At 71.2% G+C, this 20,051-nt stretch carries 15 protein-coding genes and 1 other RNA gene; 4 read left to right on the top strand and 12 right to left on the bottom strand.

Features of this window, described 5'->3' with window-relative positions; all coding sequences use genetic code 11:
* Window positions 1–8: 8 nt before the first annotated feature.
* The 7 genes from SOM35_RS04675 to SOM35_RS04645 form a co-directional block, all read right to left on the bottom strand.
* A complete protein-coding gene (locus tag SOM35_RS04675) occupies window positions 9–851 on the bottom strand; it encodes a hypothetical protein (RefSeq protein WP_320514564.1) in 843 nt (280 codons plus the stop codon).
* 182 nt (window positions 852–1,033) lie between these two features.
* Window positions 1,034–1,410: a transfer-messenger RNA gene (gene ssrA / locus SOM35_RS04670) on the bottom strand.
* A gap of 125 nt (window positions 1,411–1,535) precedes the next feature.
* Window positions 1,536–2,012: an SsrA-binding protein SmpB gene (smpB, locus tag SOM35_RS04665; protein WP_216261097.1), complete on the bottom strand. Its 477-nt coding sequence runs from the start codon at window positions 2,010–2,012 to the stop codon at window positions 1,536–1,538.
* Between the two features lie 142 nt (window positions 2,013–2,154).
* Entirely contained in the window at window positions 2,155–3,069 is a 915-nt protein-coding gene (ftsX, locus tag SOM35_RS04660) for a permease-like cell division protein FtsX (RefSeq protein ID WP_111075565.1), read from the bottom strand.
* Window positions 3,066–3,821 (bottom strand): cell division ATP-binding protein FtsE, encoded by a 756-nt coding sequence (ftsE, locus tag SOM35_RS04655; RefSeq protein WP_111075566.1) that lies wholly within the window; start codon window positions 3,819–3,821, stop codon window positions 3,066–3,068. Before ftsE ends, ftsX begins: the two co-directional genes overlap by 4 nt.
* Window positions 3,822–3,915: 94 nt before the next feature.
* Window positions 3,916–5,025 carry a peptide chain release factor 2 gene (gene prfB / locus SOM35_RS04650; RefSeq protein ID WP_221850118.1) on the bottom strand — a complete coding sequence of 370 codons (1,110 nt, stop codon included), beginning with the start codon at window positions 5,023–5,025 and terminating at the stop codon, window positions 3,916–3,918.
* Between the two features lie 31 nt (window positions 5,026–5,056).
* A complete protein-coding gene (locus tag SOM35_RS04645) occupies window positions 5,057–6,220 on the bottom strand; it encodes a cysteine desulfurase family protein (RefSeq protein WP_301222218.1) in 1,164 nt (387 codons plus the stop codon).
* A 58-nt stretch (window positions 6,221–6,278) separates the two neighbouring features.
* Between SOM35_RS04645 and SOM35_RS04640 the strand changes: the two genes are divergently transcribed.
* The 3 genes from SOM35_RS04640 to glgB all read left to right on the top strand — a co-directional run bounded on the left by SOM35_RS04640 (window position 6,279) and on the right by glgB (window position 12,985).
* Window positions 6,279–8,303, top strand: coding sequence for a glycogen debranching protein (locus tag SOM35_RS04640; RefSeq protein ID WP_320514563.1), 2,025 nt, complete (start codon window positions 6,279–6,281; stop codon window positions 8,301–8,303).
* 105 nt (window positions 8,304–8,408) lie between these two features.
* Window positions 8,409–10,466, top strand: coding sequence for a maltotransferase domain-containing protein (locus SOM35_RS04635; protein WP_320514562.1), 2,058 nt, complete (start codon window positions 8,409–8,411; stop codon window positions 10,464–10,466).
* Complete coding sequence (gene glgB / locus SOM35_RS04630) at window positions 10,463–12,985, top strand: 1,4-alpha-glucan branching protein GlgB (protein ID WP_320514561.1); 2,523 nt, start codon at window positions 10,463–10,465, stop codon at window positions 12,983–12,985. Before SOM35_RS04635 ends, glgB begins: the two co-directional genes overlap by 4 nt.
* 87 nt (window positions 12,986–13,072) lie before the next feature.
* On the opposite strand, the gene SOM35_RS04625 is transcribed toward glgB, so the two are convergent.
* Together SOM35_RS04625 and SOM35_RS04620 are read right to left on the bottom strand one after the other, a co-directional pair.
* Complete coding sequence (locus SOM35_RS04625; RefSeq protein ID WP_290156941.1) at window positions 13,073–14,095, bottom strand: tetratricopeptide repeat protein; 1,023 nt, start codon at window positions 14,093–14,095, stop codon at window positions 13,073–13,075.
* Window positions 14,092–15,834: a DUF8094 domain-containing protein gene (locus tag SOM35_RS04620; protein ID WP_320514560.1), complete on the bottom strand. Its 1,743-nt coding sequence runs from the start codon at window positions 15,832–15,834 to the stop codon at window positions 14,092–14,094. Before SOM35_RS04620 ends, SOM35_RS04625 begins: the two co-directional genes overlap by 4 nt.
* Before the next feature lie 183 nt (window positions 15,835–16,017).
* On the opposite strand from SOM35_RS04620, the gene SOM35_RS04615 reads away from it, so the two are divergent.
* Window positions 16,018–17,859, top strand: coding sequence for a coiled-coil domain-containing protein (locus SOM35_RS04615; protein ID WP_320514559.1), 1,842 nt, complete (start codon window positions 16,018–16,020; stop codon window positions 17,857–17,859).
* A gap of 64 nt (window positions 17,860–17,923) precedes the next feature.
* Here SOM35_RS04615 and SOM35_RS04610 read toward each other — a convergent pair whose 3' ends face one another.
* The 3 genes from SOM35_RS04610 to SOM35_RS04600 are packed head-to-tail and all read right to left on the bottom strand — an operon-like array spanning window position 17,924 to window position 19,854.
* Window positions 17,924–18,694 carry an alpha/beta hydrolase gene (locus tag SOM35_RS04610; protein WP_320514558.1) on the bottom strand — a complete coding sequence of 257 codons (771 nt, stop codon included), beginning with the start codon at window positions 18,692–18,694 and terminating at the stop codon, window positions 17,924–17,926.
* Window positions 18,691–18,996, bottom strand: coding sequence for a hypothetical protein (locus tag SOM35_RS04605; protein ID WP_374107141.1), 306 nt, complete (start codon window positions 18,994–18,996; stop codon window positions 18,691–18,693). Before SOM35_RS04605 ends, SOM35_RS04610 begins: the two co-directional genes overlap by 4 nt.
* A gap of 12 nt (window positions 18,997–19,008) precedes the next feature.
* Entirely contained in the window at window positions 19,009–19,854 is an 846-nt protein-coding gene (locus SOM35_RS04600) for an aggregation-promoting factor C-terminal-like domain-containing protein (RefSeq protein ID WP_320514557.1), read from the bottom strand.
* Between the last annotated feature and the right edge of the window lie 197 nt (window positions 19,855–20,051).

Here is a 20,051-nt window from a genome sequence, read left to right as displayed (position 1 = left end):
CGTCGCGGCTACTTCTTCTTGTCCTTCTTCGACGACTTCTTCTTGTCGTCCTTCTTCTTGTCGTCCTTCTTCTTGCTGTCCTTCTTCTTGTCGTCCTTCTTCTTCGACGACTTCTTCTTCTTGGACGACTTCTCGTCGACGTTCTTCTTCTTCGGCTGCTCCGGCTCGGGTGCGACGGGTTCGACGCCGTCGGGTTCGACGCCGTCGGGCTCGACGCCATCGACGGGCTCGACCACGACAGCCGAACCGGTGTCCGCCACGACGTCGACGGGCTGCTCGGTGACGACCGGGGCGAGGGCGTCCTCGACCCGCTCGACCAGCACCTCGGCACCGGACTCGGCGAGCCGCAGGAGCGACTGCGCGGCACGGAGTCGCGTCGTCGACTTCCGGGCCAGCGCGTCCGCACGGGCACCCTCGAGGAACGTCCGGAGCGCCCGCTCGGGCACCGAGCGGCCACGCGGCGCGGAACGGTCGAGCCGGTCGAGCTCGCCCGCGACGCCGGCGACGTCGTCCTCGACGCGCTCGTGCCGGACCGACTCCAGCAGCGCCGCCACCGCAGCTGCCGCCCGCTCGACGCCCGGGGTGCGCTGGTCCATCACGACGAGCATCTCGAACACCGTGCCGTAGGACATCGTCTCCAGCCGGACCGGTTCGGCACCACGCCCGCGCAGCACCAACCGGGCATCGGGCGTCGGCAGCCAGGCGACCACGGCGGCGACCGAGGCGACGGAGCCCACGATGCGCTCGTACTCGGCCAGGCCCAGACGGTCCTGCTCCCGCAGACGGACTCGGATCGCGATCTCCTGCACGGTGTACCTCTCGTTCGGGACGGTACCGACGGGCTGCGGCACCGTGCCTCGGAGCGTAGTCCCCTGCCCCGGGTGTGCAGATGGCCCGGGCATGCAGATGCCCCGAGCATGCAGATGGCCCGGCCGTGCAGATGCCCCGGGCATGCCGAAGGCCCCGCGCCGTCCGGGGACGATGCGGGGCCTTCGATGGCGACTCACGTGACAGCGGTCCGACGATCGGCAGGTGGTGGAGATGGGGGGAATCGAACCCCCGTCCATCGCTGCAATTCGACGTCTTCTACGGGCGTATCCGGATGTTCGTTCTGCTCGGCCCCGTCCGTTGCTACCGGCTTCTCGGACGACAGGCCCAGTCTCAGTGCAAGTCCCGCACGGCCCTGAGGCGCAACCGTGCAGCAAGTCCTCTGGATGACGCCGGAACTCAGGTTAGAAGACGATCACCTGGCCGACGGACTTCATGTGCTGGGCTGCTTACGCAGCGAGAGCGAAGTCAGTGCGCTTGGAATTGGCACTTGTTGGTTTCCACGGATCGTTGACGAGATGACCGTGGGTCCTCGGCCCGCTTCCCGTCGGCACACAGGCAATGTCGAAACCGATCATCCCCATGCAGGCCGACGTGCGAGCCGCTGTCACGCTGTTGAGTTTCCATCCCTGCTCCGGACTCTGTCCGGGCCAGGCAACTGTTGAGTCTACCGACTGAACGAGTCTGACGCTAGTCGAGTCGGCTGGTCACTCGCCGAGACGGTTGCGGGAGCGCATGGCCCGCTCGGCCTCACGCTTGTCGGTCTTCTCACGCAGGGCCTGGCGCTTGTCGAACTCGCGCTTGCCCTTCGCGACCGCGATCTCGACCTTGGCCCGACCGTCGTGGAAGTAGATCTTCATCGGCACGAGCGTGTAGCCGCCCTGCGACGTCTTGTGCGAGATCTTCACGATCTCCTGCTTGTGCAGGAGCAGCTTCCGCTTGCGCCGCGGTGCGTGGTTGTTCCACGTCCCCTCGGTGTACTCGGGGATGTGCACGGCGTCGAGCCACGCTTCACCGGCGTCGACGAAGGCGTACCCGTCGACGAGGGACGCCCGGCCTTCGCGCAGCGACTTCACCTCGGTCCCGCTGAGGACCATGCCGGCCTCGTACGTGTCCTCGATGAGGTAGTCGTGGCGCGCACGACGGTTCGTCGCGACGACCTTCTCCCCGCGTTCCTTCGCCATGACCGGCTCCTCTTCGTTGGGTGCGCACCCGCTTGCGTGCGAGCCGCCCAGCATACCGAACGCCGGGAGGCCCGCACACCTTCCCGGGATCCCTCCCGTTCTCGGTGTGCGGGCCTCCAGACGGGACGACCTGCGGTCGCGATCAGACCTTGAGGTACCGCCGGATCGCGATGGAGGCGGAGACCGCCGCCAGGACCACACCGATGACGATGACCGCCGGCACGACGATCGCCGCGTCGTCCATGCCGATGAACGCGGTGCCGGAGAACCGTTTCGTCAGGTAGTTGCGGACGAAGAACCAGACCACGGCCGTGATCGCACCACCCGCGAGGACGGCTCCGACCGCGGCGGCGATCACCCCCTCGAGCACGAACGGCGTCTGGATGAACCGGTTCGAGGCGCCCACCAACCGCATGATGCCGAGCTCCCGTCGTCTCGAGAACGCGGACAACCGGATCGTGGTGGCGATGAGGAGCACCGCGGCGACGAGCATCAACCCCGCGATGCCGATCGCCGTGTAGGACGACGCGTTGAGCAGGTTGAAGATCGGTTGCAGGTACCCGCGCTGGTCGACGACGCTCTGCACGCCGGCGACCTTCGACAGGCTCTCGACCAGGACGTCGGCCTGCGACGGGTTCTTCAGGTTCACCCAGAAGGTCTCGTTCAGGTACTCGGGCTTGACGAACTCGGTCGCGGGCGAGTCCTTGAACTGCTGCTTGAAACGGGTGTACGCGTCCTGCTGGTCCTCGAAGTACGACTTCTCGATGTACGGCTTCAGCGTGGACGACGCCAGCTGCTGCTTGATCTGGGCGCGCTGGTCGTCGGTCGCCTTCGCCCCGGTGCAGTTGCCGGTGGTGTCGGTCTCGGTGCAGAGGTAGACGGCGACCTGGGCTCGGTCGTACCAGTACCCCTTCATCTGGTTGATCTGCATCTGCAGCAGGATCGCGGTGCCGACGAAGGTCAGCGAGATGAAGGTCACCAGGACGACGGAGACCACCATCGAGGCGTTGCGACGGAGGCCGGAACCGACCTCGGCCATGACGAGTCCGAGCCTCATCGGATGAGCCCCGGGATGGTCTGGATGCCGGTCGTGTTCGAGACGCCACCACGCTGGATGGGCAGGGCCTGGGTCTGGTAGCCGCCGGCCTGCTCGTCGCGGAGGACGCTGCCGCCGGAGAGCTCGATGACCCGGCGCTGCATCTGGTTCACGATGCTCGCGTCGTGCGTCGCCATCAAGATCGTCGTGCCTCCTTGGTTGATGCGTTCGAGGAGCGCCATGATGCCCGCCGAGGTCGTCGGGTCGAGGTTGCCGGTCGGTTCGTCGGCCAGCAGGACGGCCGGCTTGTTCACGACGGCGCGGGCGATCGCCACGCGCTGCTGCTCACCACCGGAGAGCTCGTGCGGCATCCGGGTCGCCTTGCCGGAGAGCCCGACGAGCTTGAGCACGTCGGTGACGGACTCACTGATGAAGCCCTTGCTCTTGCCGATCACCTGCAGCGAGAACGCGACGTTGTCGAAGACGTTCTTGTTCGGCAGCAGCCGGAAGTCCTGGAACACCACGCCGAGGTTGCGGCGGAAGTACGGGACCTTGCGGGAGGAGAGCGCGCCGAGACGCTGCCCGAGCACGTGGATCTGCCCGCGGGAGGGCTTCTCCTCCTTCAGCACGAGCCGGAGGAAGCTCGACTTCCCGGAGCCGGACGCACCGACGAGGAAGACGAACTCGCCCTTGAGGATCTCGAGGGTGACGTTGTCGAGAGCGGGACTCGGGTTGCCCGAGTACACCTTGGTGACCTGGTCGAATTTGATCATGACCGGATCAGGGTAGGTCGCGAACCGGTGATCCTGCTCCAGGCGCGCGGCTCAGGAACCGGTGGGGTCGCTCAGATCCGACCCCGTTCGACGCTCAGTCCTCGTCCGGACGCTTGCGCCAGCGGATGCCGGCGTTGATGAAGCCGTCCAGGTCGCCGTCGAAGACCGCCGACGGGTTGTTGACCTCGTACTCGGTCCGCAGGTCCTTGACCATCTGGTACGGCGCCAGCACGTAGTTGCGGATCTGGTCCCCCCAGCTGGCGGTGATGGTGCCGGCGAGTTCCTTCTTCTTCGCGTTCTCCTCTTCCTTCTTCAGGAGCAGGAGGCGCGACTGCAGCACGCGCATGGCCGCGGCACGGTTCTGGATCTGCGACTTCTCGTTCTGCATCGACACGACGGTGCCGGTCGGCAGGTGGGTCAGGCGCACGGCGGAGTCGGTCGTGTTGACGGACTGTCCACCGGGGCCGGAGGAGCGGAACACGTCGACGCGGATGTCGTTCTCCGGGATGTCGATGACCGCGGTCTCCGGCATCAGCGGGATGACCTCGACCGCGGCGAAGGACGTCTGGCGCTTGCCCGCGGCGCCGAACGGCGACATGCGGACCAGGCGGTGCGTGCCGGCCTCGACCGACAGGGTGCCGAACGCGTGCGGGCCGTCCACCTCGAACGTGGCGGACTTGATGCCCGCCTCTTCGGCGTAGGAGGTGTCCATCACGGTCACCTTCTGGTCGTGCTGCTCCGCGTAGCGCAGGTACATGCGCATGAGCATCTCGGCGAAGTCGGCGGCGTCGACACCGCCGGCACCGGCACGGATCGTGATCACGGCGGGACGGTCGTCGTACTCGCCGTCGAGGAGCGTCTGGACCTCGAGGTCGCCCATCGTCTTGGTGATGGCCTTGAGCTCCTCAGCCGCTTCGTCGGCGGACTCCTGGTCCTCGGCCTCGTTCGCCATCTCGACCAGGACCTCGAGGTCGTCGAGGCGCTGCTCGGTCGCCGTGAGCTTCTTCAGCTGGGACTGCCGGTGGGCGAGCGCGCTGGTGACCTGCTGCGCGTGGTCGGTGTCCTCCCACAGGTCGGGGGCGCCGGCCTGCTCGCTGAGTTCGGCGATCTCACGCTCGAGGCGGTCGACGTCGACCACGGAGCGGATGTTCCCGAAGGTCACTCGGAGGGCGTTGACCTGCTCGCTGATGTCCAGTTCGACCATGGTCCCCGATCCTACCGGCCGGGCGTCCGGGTCAGCGCCCGAGCGACGGCTCCCGCCGCGCCATCCCCGCCGCACCGGCACGCTCGACGGCCACCGGCAGCGCGGCGAGGAAGGCGTCGACGTCCTGCTCGGTCGAGGTGTGGCCGAGGGTGATCCGGAGCGCACCGCGTGCGTCGTCCTCGCTGAGGCCCATCGCGAGCAGCACGTGCGACGCCTCGGGCACCCCGGCCTGGCACGCCGACCCGGTGGACACGGCGACCCCGGCGGCGTCGAGCAGGAACAGCAGCGAGTCCCCCTCGCAGCCCGGGAACGTGAAGTGCGCGTTGTTCGGCAGCCGGTCGACCGGGTCACCCATCAGCACCGCGGACGGAACGGCGGCCCGGACCCCGTCGACGAGGCGGTCCCGCAGGTGCCGGACGTCGGCGTGCGGCGCGGCTGCGGCGACCCCGAAGGCCGCGGCGGCCGGGGCGTCCTGCGTGCCACTCCGGACCTGGCGCTGCTGGCCCCCGCCGTGGATGAGCGGCTCGACGACCGCGCGTCGGCCGAGCACCAGCGCACCGACCCCGACCGGGCCGCCGATCTTGTGCGCCGACACGCTCAACGCGTCGAGGCCGGACGCGGCGAAGTCCACCGGCACCTGGCCGTACGCGGCGACGGCGTCGCTGTGCACCGGGACCCCGGCGGCGTGGGCGAGCGCGACGATCCGCTCGACGGGCTGCATGGTGCCGACCTCGTTGTTCGCCCACAGGAACGTGACCAGGGCGACGTCGTCGGCGGAGGCGAGCCGTGCCTCCAGTCCGGCGAGGTCGACGCGACCCGCGGCGTCGAGCGGGACGACGTCGACCACGGCGCCCTCGTGGCGTTCCAGCCAGTCGACCGTGTCGACCGTGGCGTGGTGCTCCCCCGCCGGGACGACGATGCGGGGACGCCGGCGGTCGCGCTGCCGGGCCCAGAACAGGCCCTTGACGGCGAGGTTGATGCTCTCGGTGCCGCCGGAGGTGAAGACGACCTCCACCGGGTCGGCACCGAGCGACGCGGCGACCCGGGCACGGCCGTCCTCGAGCAGCATCTTGGCGCGCTGGCCGGCGCTGTGGATCGACGACGGGTTGCCGACGGTGGTCAGCGCGTCGGTGAACGCGGCGAGCGCTTCCGGCAGGATCGGCGTGGTCGCGGCGTGGTCGAGGTAGACGGGCACGGGGTACCCCTTTCTGGAGCGTTTTCAGGATACCCGGCTGGCCTCGTACCCTGGGGGCGTGTACGAGACCGCGACCGAGACCACGCCCGGCTTCCGGGTCGACGACGGGGACCCCCGGATGACGGTGCGGTCCGCCTCGGCGACCGCGGTGACGGTGGTCGTCGACGGCCGAGGTGCCTTCCCGTTGGCGCGCATCGACGAGACCGACGAGTGGAGCGCCGCCACGCCCGGCGTGCAGGTCGGGGACACCTACCACCTGCTCGTCGACGGGCCGACCGGGCCGCGGCACGAGTTCGACCCGACCCGCCCGCTCCTCGACCCGTACGCACGCGGCGTCGTCGCGACCGGTGACACCCCGCGCTGGACCAGTGTCGTCGTCGACGGCACCTTCGACTGGGGCGGCGTCACCAAGCCGGTCGTCCCCCTGGATCGCGCCGTCGTGTACGAGGCGAACGTCCGGACCCTCACCAGCGCGAACCCGGCGATCCCGGAGGAACTCCGCGGCACCTACGCCGGCGTCGCCCACGAGAGCACCATCGCCCACCTGCAGCGCATCGGCGTGACCACGCTCGAGCTCCTGCCCGTGCAGGCGTTCGACACCGAGCGGTGGCTGCGCGAGGCCGGGCGCGAGAACGCCTGGGGCTACAACACGCTCGGGTTCTTCGCCCCGCACGCCGGACACGCCTCCGCCGGCGCCCGGGCCGCGGGTGCCGACGCGGTGCTCCGCGAGTTCAAGGGCATGGTCCGGCTGCTGCACGAGGCCGGGATCCAGGTCGTCCTCGACGTCGTCTACAACCACACCGCGGAAGAGGGCCTGGGCGGCCCCACCACCTCACTGCGCGGGATCGACGGCGCCGGCCGCTACCGCTGGTCCGACACGGACACCTACTACGACACGACCGGGTGCGGCAACACGCTCGACACCTCGGTGACCGCGACCGCCGACCTCATCCTCGACAGCCTCCGCTACTGGGCGCGCGAGGTGCAGGTCGACGGGTTCCGCTTCGACCTCATGGCGTCCCTGGCCCGCGACGGCGACCACGTCTTCGACCCGGAGCACCCGCTGCTCGAACGGATCCGGAACCACCCCGACCTGCAGGACACCCTGGTCATCGCCGAACCGTGGGACGTCGGCCCGGACGGCTGGCGCACCGGCTCGTTCGGCGCCCGCACCCTCGAGTGGAACGACGGGTTCCGCGACACGGTCCGGAAGTTCTGGCTCGAGGACCTCGCCGACGAACGACGCCGCGGAGCCCCGGAGGCCGGGATCGGGGCGCTCGCCGGAGCCCTCACCGGCTCCCGGCACCTGTTCGGCCCGGAGCGCGGCCCGCTGTCCGGCGTCAACTTCGTCACCGCCCACGACGGCTTCACCCTGCACGACCTGGTGTCCTTCGACGCGAAGCACAACGAGGCGAACGGCGAGGAGAACCGCGACGGCTCGAACGACAACCGCTCGTTCAACCACGGCATCGAGGGCGACACGGCCGACCGCGGGGTCCGGGCGGCACGTGGGCGGTCGATGCGGAACCTGATGGCGACCGTGCTGCTCTCCGCCGGGGTGCCCATGATCACCGCGGGTGACGAGCGCAGCCGCACCCAGCACGGCAACAACAACGCGTACGTCGTCTCGGACGACCTGACGCCGGTGGACTGGTCGGACGACGAGGACGCCGAGTCGATGACCGAGGCGATGGCGGCCCTGACCCGGCTCCGCGCCGCGCACCCGGCCCTCCGGCCGTCGCGCTTCGGCGTCCCCGGCCAGACCACGCCGTCGGCGTCGCGGATGACCTGGTACGGCCCGGACGGCCAGGCGATGACCGCCGAGGGCTGGGACCAGCCCATCCACCGCGCGCTGCAGTACTTCGTCGAGTCGACGCCCGAGCACGAGCCGTACGACCGCGTGCTGGTCGTGGTGCACGGCAGCGGGCGGACCCGCGACCTCACCCTGCCGACGCGCGAGGACGTCTTCGCGTACCGGCTGGCGTGGTCGAGCGAGAAGCACCGCGACCACGACCGGCACCGTCCCGCCGGCACCGTGTTCAGCGCCTACGGCCCCGGCATCCACGTCTTCGACGTCATCTGAGCCGACGTCGGTGCGGCCCGACGGCCTCCCGCCCGCCACCCCTGCAGGGAGGCGCGACACGCTTCCCGGGGAACACGGACGGCCCAGCCGGGTAGCGTCTGCTCCGTGGCCTCCGTAGACCGACCCCGGCGTCCGAAGATCGGGCGCATCCCGATCACCGAACTCGCCCCGACGACGCCGAACGGCTTCCCGGGCAAGGGCTTCGACGGGGAGGTGATCACGTTCGGTGCGACCGTCTTCCGCGAGGGGCACGGCATCATCGGCGCGGACCTCGTCCTCGTCCGCCCCGCGGGCCAGCAGCCCGAGACGACCCAGGCCGTCGCCCAGCAGACCCCCGCCCCGGCGGCGCTGCAGGCCGACGAGCGCACCCTCCGCGTCCCGCTGACCCTCGTCGCCGCCGGCACCGACCGGTACGAGGCGACCGTGCAGGTCGAGGGCACCGGCGTCTGGGAGTGGCACGTCGAGGCGTACTCCGACGACTGGGCGACCTGGGTGCACGGCGCCCGACTGAAGATCGCCGCCGGTGTCGACACCGAGGCGACCCTGCTCGACGGTGCCGCGCTGCTCGAGCGTCAGGGCTCCGCCGTGGCCGCCCGCGCCGCCGTCCGCCTGCGCGACACCGACCTCGACCCGGCTGAGCGGCTGGCAGCGGTGGACGACCCCCGCGTCGTCGCCGAGATCGACGAGACCCCGATCGACTCCCTGCGGACGAGCTCCGCCCTGCAGCTGCTCGACGTCGAGCGCACCCGCGCCGGTGTCGGCGCCTGGTACGAGTTCTTCCCCCGCAGCGAGGGTGCCAAGCGCAACCCGGACGGCTCGTGGAAGAGCGGCGACTTCCGCACCGCGGCCCGTCGCCTGCCCGCCGTCGCACGGATGGGCTTCGAGATCGTCTACCTGCCGCCGATCCACCCGATCGGCCGCACCGCACGCAAGGGCCCGAACAACACGCTCGAGGCCGGGCCGAACGACCCGGGCAGCCCCTGGGCGATCGGCGGTCCCGAGGGTGGCCACGACGCCATCCACCCGGACCTCGGCACCGAGGACGACTTCCGCGCCTTCGTCGAGACGGCGAAGAACACCGGCATGGAGGTCGCGCTCGACTTCGCGCTGCAGTGTTCCCCGGACCACCCCTGGGTCACCGAGCACCCGGAGTGGTTCACGGTCCGTGCCGACGGCTCCATCGCCACCGCCGAGAACCCGCCGAAGCGCTACCAGGACATCTACCCGATCCAGTTCGACACCGACCCCGAGGGCCTGGTCGCCGAGGTGCTCCGGGTGCTCCGCCACTGGATCACGTTCGGCGTCAAGGTGTTCCGCGTCGACAACCCGCACACCAAGCCGCTGTGGTTCTGGGAGCGAGTGATCCGCGAGGTCCGCGACGAGCACCCGGACGTCGTGTTCCTGGCCGAGGCGTTCACCCGCCCGGCGATGATGCGTGCCCTGGCCGAGACCGGGTTCCAGCAGTCGTACTCGTACTTCACCTGGCGCAACACGAAGGAGGAGATCGAGACGTACTTCGACGAGCTCTCCCACGAGACGAGCGCCTACCTGCGCCCGAACCTCTTCGTGAACACGCCCGACATCCTCACCGAGTTCCTGCAGTACGGCGGCCGCGCCGGCTACAAGGTGCGCGCTGCCCTCGCCGCGACCGGCGCCCCGACGTGGGGCATGTACTCCGGCTACGAGCTCTTCGAGGACGTCGCCCGCCCGGGCTCCGAAGAGAACATCGACAACGAGAAGTACGAGTACAAGCCGCGGGACTTCGCGCTCGCCGAGGCGGAGGGCGCGAGCCTCGCCCCGTACGTGACGATGCTCAACCGCCTCCGCTCGGCGCACCCCGCGCTCCGGCAGCTGCGGAACACCACCGTGCACAGCGCTGAGGACGACGCCATCGTCGTGTACTCGAAGCACCTGCCCGGCCGGTTCACCCGGTCCGGTCGGGACGACACGGTGATCGTCGTCGCGAACGTCGACCCGCACTCCGCCCGTGAGACCACCGTGCACCTCGACCTCGCCGCCCTCGGTCTCGAGCCCGGCACCGAGTTCGACGTCCGCGACGTCGTGACCGGCGCCCGCTGGACCTGGGGCTCCTCGAACTACGTGCGCCTGGATGCCTTCCAGGAGCCCGTGCACCTGCTCGTCGTGGAAGGACCGCACCGATGACCGATCCCACCAATGCCGGGCAGCCCAGCGCACCCCAGCAGGGCGCACCCCAGCAGGGCGCACCCCAGCCGCCCCGCGGTCCCGGCCTGCCGCCGGTCCCGCCGCCGCCCCCCGCGATCCCGCGCCAGGCGGTCCGCACCGAGCCGAACACCTCGGCTCCCGGTGAGGACCTCCCGGGCGCACCGGTCGCCCCGCCCGAGTCCCCCTCGCGCGACGTGCCGGAGTCGGCCACGCTCGCCGGCGGGCTGACGTCGGCGACGCCGGACGCGACGGACGAGGCGGAGGCACCCAGCGCCTCCCGGACGGAGGACGCGCCCGCCACCTCTGCGTCATCGACGTCCGACAGCACGGCCGTCGCGACGACCGAGCCCGTCCCCGGCCCCGTCGACGAGTGGGTCCGCCAGCAGGTCGCGGAGGGACGCTGGTCCCAGCCGCACGACGTGCTCGGCCCGCACCCGGTCGACGGCGGCACGAGCGTCCGTGTGGTCCGCCACCTGGCGACCGCGGTCCGCATCGTCCGACCCGACGGCGACGACGTCGAGCTCCGTCACGAGGGCGAAGGCGTCTGGGCCGGCGCGACCGTCGGCGAGCTCGGCCGGTACCGCGTCGAGGCCGACTACGAGGACGACGAGACCTGGACCACCGACGACGCGTACCGGTTCCCGCCGACGCTCGGCGAGCTCGACCTGCACCTGTTCGGTGAGGGTCGCGACGAGCAGCTCTGGCACCACCTGGGCGCGCACGTGCAGACGGTCGACGGTGTCGACGGTGTGGCGTTCGCCGTGTGGGCGCCGCGTGCCACCGCCGTCCGCGTGATCGGCGACTTCGAGGGCTGGGAGGGCCGCACCACCGCGATGCGCCGCCTGAACGAACTCGGCGTGTGGGAGCTGTTCTGGCCGGGCGCCCTCGAGGGGCAGCGGTACAAGTTCCAGATCCTCACCGACAGCGGCTGGGTGGAGCGCGCCGACCCGTTCGCCCGCCGCACCGAGGTCCCGCCGCTCACCGCGTCCGTGATCACGAGCGCGCACCACACCTGGTCCGAGGGCGACGCCCGCTGGATGGCCGAGCGCGCCACCGCGACGACCCACGACGCGCCGATGAGCGTCTACGAGGTACACCTCGGCTCGTGGCGTCCGGGACTGAGCTACCGCGAGGTGGCCGACGACCTCATCGGGCACCTGCAGTACACCGGCTTCACCCACGTCCAGTTCCTGCCGCTCGCCGAGCACCCGTTCGGTGGCTCGTGGGGCTACCAGGTCACCGGGTACTACTCGCCGACCGCCCGCTTCGGCTCCCCCGACGACCTGCGGTACCTCATCGACCGGCTGCACTCGGCCGGCATCGGCGTCATCATGGACTGGGTCCCCGGGCACTTCCCGAAGGACGAGTGGGCGCTGGCGAAGTTCGACGGCTACGCCCTGTTCGAGCACCCGGACCCCCGCCGCGGCGAACAGCTCGACTGGGGCACCTACGTGTTCGACTTCGGGCAGCCGCAGGTCCGCAACTTCCTCGTCGCCAACGCGCTCTACTGGCTCGAGGAGTTCCACATCGACGGCCTCCGGGTCGACGCCGTGGCCTCGATGCTGTACCTGGACTACTCCCGCACCGAGTGGCTGCCGAACATCCACGGCGGTCGCGAGAACCTCGAGGCGATCTCGCTCCTGCAGGAGACGAACGCCACCGCGTACAAGCGCTACCCCGGCATCGTGATGATCGCCGAGGAGTCGACCTCGTGGCCCGGCGTCACGCAGCCGACCAGCGCCGGCGGCCTCGGGTTCGGCCAGAAGTGGAACATGGGCTGGATGCACGACACGCTGCAGTACGTCGAGCGTGACCCGGCGTACCGCTCGTACCACCACGACGAGATCACGTTCTCGTTCGTCTACGCGTTCAGCGAGCAGTTCACGCTGCCGATCAGTCACGACGAGGTCGTGCACGGCAAGGGCTCGCTCTACGGCAAGATGCCCGGCGACGAGTGGCAGAAGCTCGCCAACGTGCGTGCCTACCTGGCCTTCATGTGGGCACACCCCGGCAAGCAGCTGCTCTTCATGGGCCAGGAGTTCGCCCAGCCCTCCGAGTGGAGCGAAGCCAACGGTCTCGACTGGTGGCTGCTCGACGACCCGGGCCACCGCGGCGTGCAGGACCTGGTCGCCGAGCTGAACCGCGTGTACAAGGAGAACCCGGCGCTCTGGACGTTCGACTCCAGCGCCGAGGGCTTCGAGTGGCTCGAGAGCGGCGACGCACCGCACGCCACGCTCGGGTTCCTCCGCAAGGCGGGCGACGAGAAACTGGCGGTCTTCGTCAACTTCTCCGGCGTCCCCGTCGAGCACCGCTTCGGCCTGCCGACGGCGGGCACCTGGAACGAGGTGCTCAACACCGACGCGTCGGCGTACGGCGGGTCCGGTGTCGGCAACCTCGGTTCGGTCCAGGCCGAGGACGTCCCCTGGGCCGGTCGCCCGGCCTCGGCGAACCTCGTGGTGCCCCCGCTGGGCGCCGTCTGGCTGCGCCTGGCCGAGTAGCACCCACAGGCACGACGGACGGGAGGCCCGGTACCAGCTGGTACCGGGCCTCCCGTCGTGCTCCGTGTCGCGTCGCGCGACCCGCGCTCAGTAGAGCGCGTTGGCGAGCCGCCGCCGGGCGGCGACGACGCGCGGGTCCTCGGCGCCGATCAGCTCGAAGTACTCGACGAGGCGTACGCGGAGCGCTTCGCGGTCGTCGCCGAACACCGTCGGGACGAGGTCGAGGAGGCGTCCGAAGGCGTCCTCGACGTGCCCGCCACTGATGTCGAGGTCGGCGACGGCGAGCTGGGCCGCGACGTCCGCCGGGCCGGCACCGGCCGCCGCGCGGATCTCGTCCGCGGTCTTTCCGGAGAGCCGGTCGAGCAACGACACCTGGGCCAGACCGGCCACGGCCATCTGGTCGTGCGGGTCCTGCAGGATCGCGGTGCGGTACTCGCTGATCGCGGTGGCGTAGTCCCCGGCCTCGATCGCGTCGTACGCGGCCTGGTGGTGCGGCGGCAGGGGCTCCGGTTCCGGCTCACCCTGCTCCGCGTCGTCGGCCTCGACGGCTCCGTCGACCTGGACCCGGCCGGCGACGCCGTTCTGCTCCGCCGCCTGCAGGACCTGCTCGAAGACGTCGCGGACCTCGGCCTCGGGCAGGGCACCGACGAACAGTCCGAGCGGACGGCCGCCGATGACGGCCGCGACGGTCGGGATCGACTGTGCCTGGAACGCCTGGACGAGCTGCGGGTTCGTGTCGGCGTCGACCTTGGCCAGGACGATGCGTCCCGCGTACTCCTCGGTCAGCCGCTCGAGGACCGGCGAGAGCTGCTTGCACGGGCCGCACCACTCGGCCCAGATGTCCACGATGACCGGGACGACGGTGGAGAGCTGGACGATGTCCTGGAAGCTCTGGTCGGTGACGTCCATCACGAGGGACGGGACGCTCAGGACACCGTCCGTGGGCGCGGCACCGGCTGCCGGACCGGCCGTCGCGCCGGCGTTGCCCGGCGTGGCGGGGCTCCCGGCGGGGCCGGCGGCACCCTGCGGCGGACGCTGGGCCCGGTCGACGAGGGACGAGAGGTCGACTGCTCCGCGCAGGCTGGACGGGGTCGGGGGGACGTTGGTCATTGCACCTCACTCGCTGCGATCAGGCCCTGGGTGAACCCGAGGAGTTCTATCTTGTCGTCCGAACCCACCGGGGGCACGGAGAAGAGCAACTGGACGCCGTACGTGGCGGTCACGCCCTTGGTGCTCGAGTCGACGCCGGACAGTGCCTTGACGGCACCCTCGGGGTTGACCTCGGCACCGGCGGCCGTCGGGGTGACCTTCTCGATCTCGTTGAGGTCGACGGAGACGAGCGCACCGGCGGTGTTCGTGGCGAGGGCCAGGGCCGAGTCCTCGGGGACCTCGGACGAGTACTCGATCTTCGCGGTGTCCGGCAGCCCCTTCGCCTTCTCGTCCTTGTACGACTTGCCGATCCGCGAGCGCAGGTCGTCGCCGTCGCTGTCGAACAGGTCGGCGGACTCGCTCGCGGTGTCCTTCGACAGGATGTCGCCGTAGGCCGCGGCGACGGCGTTCGGGGCCAGCGCCAGGAGCTTCGTGTCCGGTGCGAGCTGGGCGGCACCGACGGAGGTCGGCGCGAGCGACGGCAGCTGGGCATCGGCCTCGAGCGAGACCGCGTACTCGACCTTGTAGTCCGAGCGGGCGTCCTGCTGCACGAGGGTCAACGCCTGCGGGGCCGTCTTCTTGTCGGTGCAGTCCGCGGCGACGACGGCGAAGACGGTGCGCGGCCAGGTGTCGGTCTGCTGCGGCAGCGCCACGCAGACGTCGTCGGCGGCCACGGCGGGCAGGGCCTGCGCCTTGGCGTCGCTGTCGCGGATCGTGTAGTTCGCCTTGCGGATCTCGAGCGCCGGTCCGGCGAAGCGGGTCGCGGCGAGACTGGCGTCCTTGTCGGCGTCGGCCTTCTCGGCGACCTCGGCCACGCGGGACACGATGCGGGCGATCTGCTGCTTCGTGGCGGCGGTCGAGGCGTCGGGGACCGCGGCGCCGGTGGCCGTGGCGGTCGGTGTCGGGGTCGCGTCCGCTCCGTTGCCGGTCGGCCAGTACTCCGACGAGCACCCGCTCAGCACGAGAGCGCCGGCGACGAGCACCGGGACGGCGATGATGGCGCGACGACCACGACGGCTGCGTGCCGGCACCTGGGCACCGGCGGCGGCGGCGCGACGCGAGGCACGCACGCGCGGCGGGCGGCCACCACCACTCCGACGGCGCGGACCACGGGAGCGGCGCTGGTGCAGGAAGGCCCAGACGAGCATGACCAGGCCACCGAGCACGAAGACCCCACCGGCCGTCAGCAGCGGCCCGACGGAGGGCGTCGCGGTGTCGCGCGGCCACGTCACGGAGATGTCGGCGGGTGCCGCGTCCGAACCGTCGCCCATCACCACGAGCGACACGTCGGCGGGCAGTCGGACGGTGAACTGACGGGCATCGTCGTACTCCTGGTACCAGAGGTCGCTGCCCTTCGGGTCGGGCAGGTCGGAGCCGGATCCGGTGGTGCGGGACTCCAGGGAAGCGTCCTCGGCGTCGTAGCGGAGGGTCGTGTGCTCGGTGTCACCGATCCAGGCGTCGACGTCGGACGTCTTGCCGTAGGCGGCGAACACCTTGCCCGTGCCCGACACGTTGACGCGCTGGTAACCCGGGTTCGCGTTGAGCACGCTGCCGGGCAGCACGGTGACGGGAGCGGCGTTCGACCCGCTCGTCGCCGCGACGATCGAGGTGGGTGGCGCGAACACGGTCCGCTGCCCGACTCCCAGGCCGACGAGGAGCACCCCGATGACGAAGCTGACGATCGCCAGGACGAATCGCACGGATCTCTCTCCCTCCGCGCCGGGATGGGTGGATCGGCGCAGGACAACGGCCCAGGGTACCCAGGACAGCTGGGAGGCGCATCCCCGGGGTCACCGTCGGCCTCAGGAGCCGTCGCGGACGCACCACTACAATCGGGGTCCGGACTGCACGGGGTGGTCCGGGACGACCACAGGGAGCGACACGTGGCGAACGACGAGGCAGAGTTCGGGACCGAGCTGCGGGGCTACCGCAAGGACGAGGTCGAACGGGCTCTGAACGACCTCCGCCGCGAGCTGATCAAGTCGAACACCGACCGGGCCGAAGCCGCGAAGGAGATCCGTCTCCTGCAGTCCCGCGTCTCGGACCTGCAGGGCGAGCTGGACGAGGCCGGCACCCCGACCTACAGCGGCCTCGGCACGCGACTCGAGTCCACCCTCCGCGTGGCCGAGGAACAGTCCACGCGCCTGATCAGCCAGGCAGACATCGACGCCCAGCGTCTCCGGGCCAGCAGTCGCACCGAGGCCGAGCGCACCCTCCGCGAGGCCCGGGACGAAGCCCAGGTCACCCTCGAGGACGCCCGCACCCGTGCGACCAACGAGCTCTCCCGGGCCCGCGCCGAGTCCGCCGACACCGTCGAACGCGCCCGCTCCGAGGCCGGCATCCTCGTGCAGGACGCCCGCAACGAAGCCGCCGCCGTGCGCGGAGCCGCGGTCACCGAGGCCGCCGAGGTCCGCTCGGTCGCCATCCGCGAGACCAACGCCCTCCGCGCCGAGGTCCAGCACGAGGTCGCCGAGCTGCGCGAGGTCGCCCAGCGGGAGTCCGCCGACGCCCGTCGCGCGGCCGCCGACCTCGACCGCGAGACCGAGCACCGTCGCAGCGTGTTCGAGGCCGACCAGGCACGCCGCCTCGAGGACCTCGACCGCGAGGAGGGCACCCGTCGCGAACAGCTCGACCGCACGCTGGCCGAGTCCCGCACGGCGTGGGAGCGCGAGCACGGTGAAGCCCGACGCGCTCTCGAACTCGAACTCGAGACCGGCCGTGCCGGACTCGCGGCCGAGGTCGAGCAGCGTCGTGCCGAACTGGCCGCCGAGATCGACGAACGCCGCAGTGCCCTCGACGAGGAACTCGCCGCCGCCCGCGCCGAGTGGGACCGTGAGCTCGCCGTCGCCCGTACCGACCTCGAGCAGGAGATCGCCGCAGCCCGTGCCCAGCTCCGCGTCGACACGGAGCAGACCGCGGCCGAGAACGCCCGGCGCGTGCAGGAGACCACCGACCGCATCGAGCGCGAGACCGCCGAGCACGCCGCCCGCATCGAGCGCGAGCGGGAGACCGCCGCCGCCGAGGCCGAGCGCGCCGCCCGCGAACACGAGAACGAACTCGCCGCACGCCGGGAGCGCGAGCACGCCGAGGTCGACACCGAGATCGCCGACCGTCGCACCGCCGAACTCGACGACCTGTTCGCCGAGCGCACGGCCCTCCGCCAGGAGATCGACACCGCGCGCGCCGGTCTCACCCAGGAGCGCGACGAGGTCCGCGCCGAGATCACCCGCGAACGGGACGACGCGCGTGCCGCTCTCGAGACCGAACTCGCCGCACGTCGCGACGACGCCGAGCAGGAGTACCTCGACCGGCACCGGGCCACGGTCACCGAGACGCAGAAGTACCTGGACGAGGCGAACCTGCAGCTCGCCGAGGCCACGCGCCGCGCCACCACTGCCCGCGAGACCGCAGACCGCCTCGAGCGAGAGGCCGCCGACCTGGCACGCGAACAGGAGACGGCCGCCCAGGAGCACGCCGCCGACCTGGTGCGTGACGCGCAGGAACGTGCGCACCGGCTCGTCGCGGACGCCGAGGACCGCACCGCGGAACTGCTCGCCGACGCCGAGGACCGACTCGGGGCCATCCGGACCGAGCGGGAGGCCGTCGCGGGGTACCTGGAGAACCTCCGGGGTGTCCTCAGCCACGCGGCGGGCGTCATCGACCAGCAGGCACCGGCGCCGGGCGACCCCGTGGACGCCGACGAACCGGACGCGTCCGTCCGCTGAGGGGAACCCCGGCCGCCGGGGGCAACCCGCCCCGTCCCCGGACGGGGCTGGTTGACGGCTGGCGCTACGGGCGCGGGGCCGCCGCGGGCCAGTGCGTCGGCAGCGGCGCGCTGCCCGGCACGACGAGATCGGCGATCGTGTCGAGCACGATCCGCACGTACTTCTCCCCCACCCAGAGGTGCTTCGCCCCGGCGACCGGGACGACCCGGATCGTCGGCGCGATCGCGAACCGTCGCGCTGCCTGGTCGGGCTGCAGGAAGTCGTCGTGCTCGGGGACGAGGGCGACAACCGGCACGTCGACCGCGGCCCAACGTGCGAGCTCCGCGTCCGACGTGCGGTGCAGTGGCGGCGACAGGAGCACCACGCCGGCCACGTGTCCGGCCTCGACGTGCTCGATGGCGTGTTTCAGGACGACCTCCGTCCCGAAGGACCAGCCGACCAGCCACGGCGTGGGGAGTCCCCGGTCGACGACGTCCTGCACGGCGGCTCGGAGGTCGAACCCCTCGGACACCCCGTCGCCGAAGACACCCTCCGAAGTCCCCCGGGGTGAGGTCACCGACCGGAAGTTGAAGCGCAGCACCGCGATGTCGGCCAGGGCGGGCAGACGAGCCGCGGCCTTCTTGAGGACGTGCGAGTCCATGAAGCCCTGCGCCGTCGGCAGCGGGTGCAACGCCACGACGGTCCCCCGCGCCACCCGGTCGAGCGGCTCGGCGAGCTCCCCCACGAGCGTCAGATGGTCGTCGGTGACCAGCTCGATGTCGGTCCGACGAGCGGGGAGCACGCTGCCCGACCGGATCTCGGCGCTGTCCCCGCCGGAGGTCGGCTCGGACGTCATGCGATGCTCCAGCAGTGGTGGTGCCAGTGACGGCGTGCCGCCAGGTCGGCTGCGTCGCCGAGGACGCCGTCGGCACGCCAGACCACGACGTGGGCGACGCCGGGTTCGATCGTCAGTCCGCAACCGGGGCAGACGTACTCCTTCTGCGCCGAGGCTGCGGAGATGGGCTGCACCGACCACTCACGGCCGCGCCGGTGTTCGGTACGCCGCCAGCCGTTGAGCATGCGGTCGAAACCGGAGTCCTCCGGCTCGACGTCATGGCCTCGACCGCGTGGGTTCCGCGGCCGGTTGCTCCGCGGCACCCCGGACGCCGATCAGTACCAGTTGTACGAGACGCTGTGGGCCCAGGCGCCGCACGGGGTGCCGTAGACACCCGTGATGTAGTTGAGGCCCCAGGTGATCTGCGTGGCGGGGTTGGTCTGCCAGTCCGCACCGGCGGACGCCATCTTGCTGCCCGGCAGCGACTGCGGGATGCCGTAGGCACCACTCGGGTTGTAGGCGTTGACCCGCCAGCCTGATTCCTTGTTCCACAGGGAGACGAGGCAGCTGTACTGGTCGTTGCCCCAGCCGCGGGCGGCGACCATCTGCTGGCCGATGGCCTGGGCGCTGCCCGGGTCCGGCGTGGCGACGGGCGCGACCGGCGTGCTCGCGACCGGCTGCTGCGCGGCGGTGGACGTCGCGGCTGCATCCGTGTCGGTCGCGTCGGCGTCCGGCGTCGCCGTGGGGGTCGGCGTCGGCGTGGGCTTCGGTGCCGGCTTCGTGACGTCGAAGCCGTCGCGGGCTGCGTCGAAGTCGCCGTAGGTGCCGTGGGCCGAGAACTGCTGCGGCACCGAGATCGGCGCCGGGGCCAGGACGGGCGCTGCCGAAGCGGCGTCCGTCTGCATCGGGTTGAAGAGCGACCCGCCGACGAACGCCGAGACGGCGAAGAACGAGAGGACGGGGATGGTCGAGCGCTGCCGCACGAAGCCGCCGAACGACCGCGGGGTCGTCGGCTTGACCGGGGCGAGCGCACGGGTGCAGGCGACGCGAACGACGCGCGGCGACTCCGACGTCGGCGCGACCGCAGCGCGGGCCACCGCGGCGTCCGAGACCCGGTTCGCGGCGACAGACACCGGCGCGATGACGGGAGCAGCGTGCTGCTCCGCCTGCGGTGCAGTCACCGGACGGACGACCGTGGTCTCCGCCGTGTCGGTTCGGTTCTTCGCCGCGCGGCGCTCACTGACGATCTGGTGATCGTCCAGTGCGCGGGTTGCGCGGTCGGATCGCTGGTCTGCCGTGTGCCTGCCCATGAGTCTGACCAGGATAACGGAACGATCACGGAAAGCGAAGCACCTGGGGCAGGTGAGTCCGGTCCGTC

The sequence above is a fragment of the Curtobacterium sp. CFBP9011 genome (assembly GCF_034045095.1).
Classification (GTDB): domain Bacteria; phylum Actinomycetota; class Actinomycetes; order Actinomycetales; family Microbacteriaceae; genus Curtobacterium.
Note: the sequence above shows the minus strand (reverse complement) of the source record. Positions and strands in the feature narration are given on the sequence as shown.

Coding starts and splice junctions, on each gene's coding strand:
- ftsX (WP_111075565.1), bottom strand. CDS start 3,069: ATGAGGCTCGGACTCGTCATGGCCGAGGTCGGTTCCGGCCTCCGTCGC.
- prfB (WP_221850118.1), bottom strand. CDS start 5,025: ATGGTCGAACTGGACATCAGCGAGCAGGTCAACGCCCTCCGAGTGACC.
- smpB (WP_216261097.1), bottom strand. CDS start 2,012: ATGGCGAAGGAACGCGGGGAGAAGGTCGTCGCGACGAACCGTCGTGCG.
- ftsE (WP_111075566.1), bottom strand. CDS start 3,821: ATGATCAAATTCGACCAGGTCACCAAGGTGTACTCGGGCAACCCGAGT.
- glgB (WP_320514561.1), top strand. CDS start 10,463: ATGACCGATCCCACCAATGCCGGGCAGCCCAGCGCACCCCAGCAGGGC.
- SOM35_RS04610 (WP_320514558.1), bottom strand. CDS start 18,694: ATGACGTCCGAGCCGACCTCCGGCGGGGACAGCGCCGAGATCCGGTCG.
- SOM35_RS04625 (WP_290156941.1), bottom strand. CDS start 14,095: ATGACCAACGTCCCCCCGACCCCGTCCAGCCTGCGCGGAGCAGTCGAC.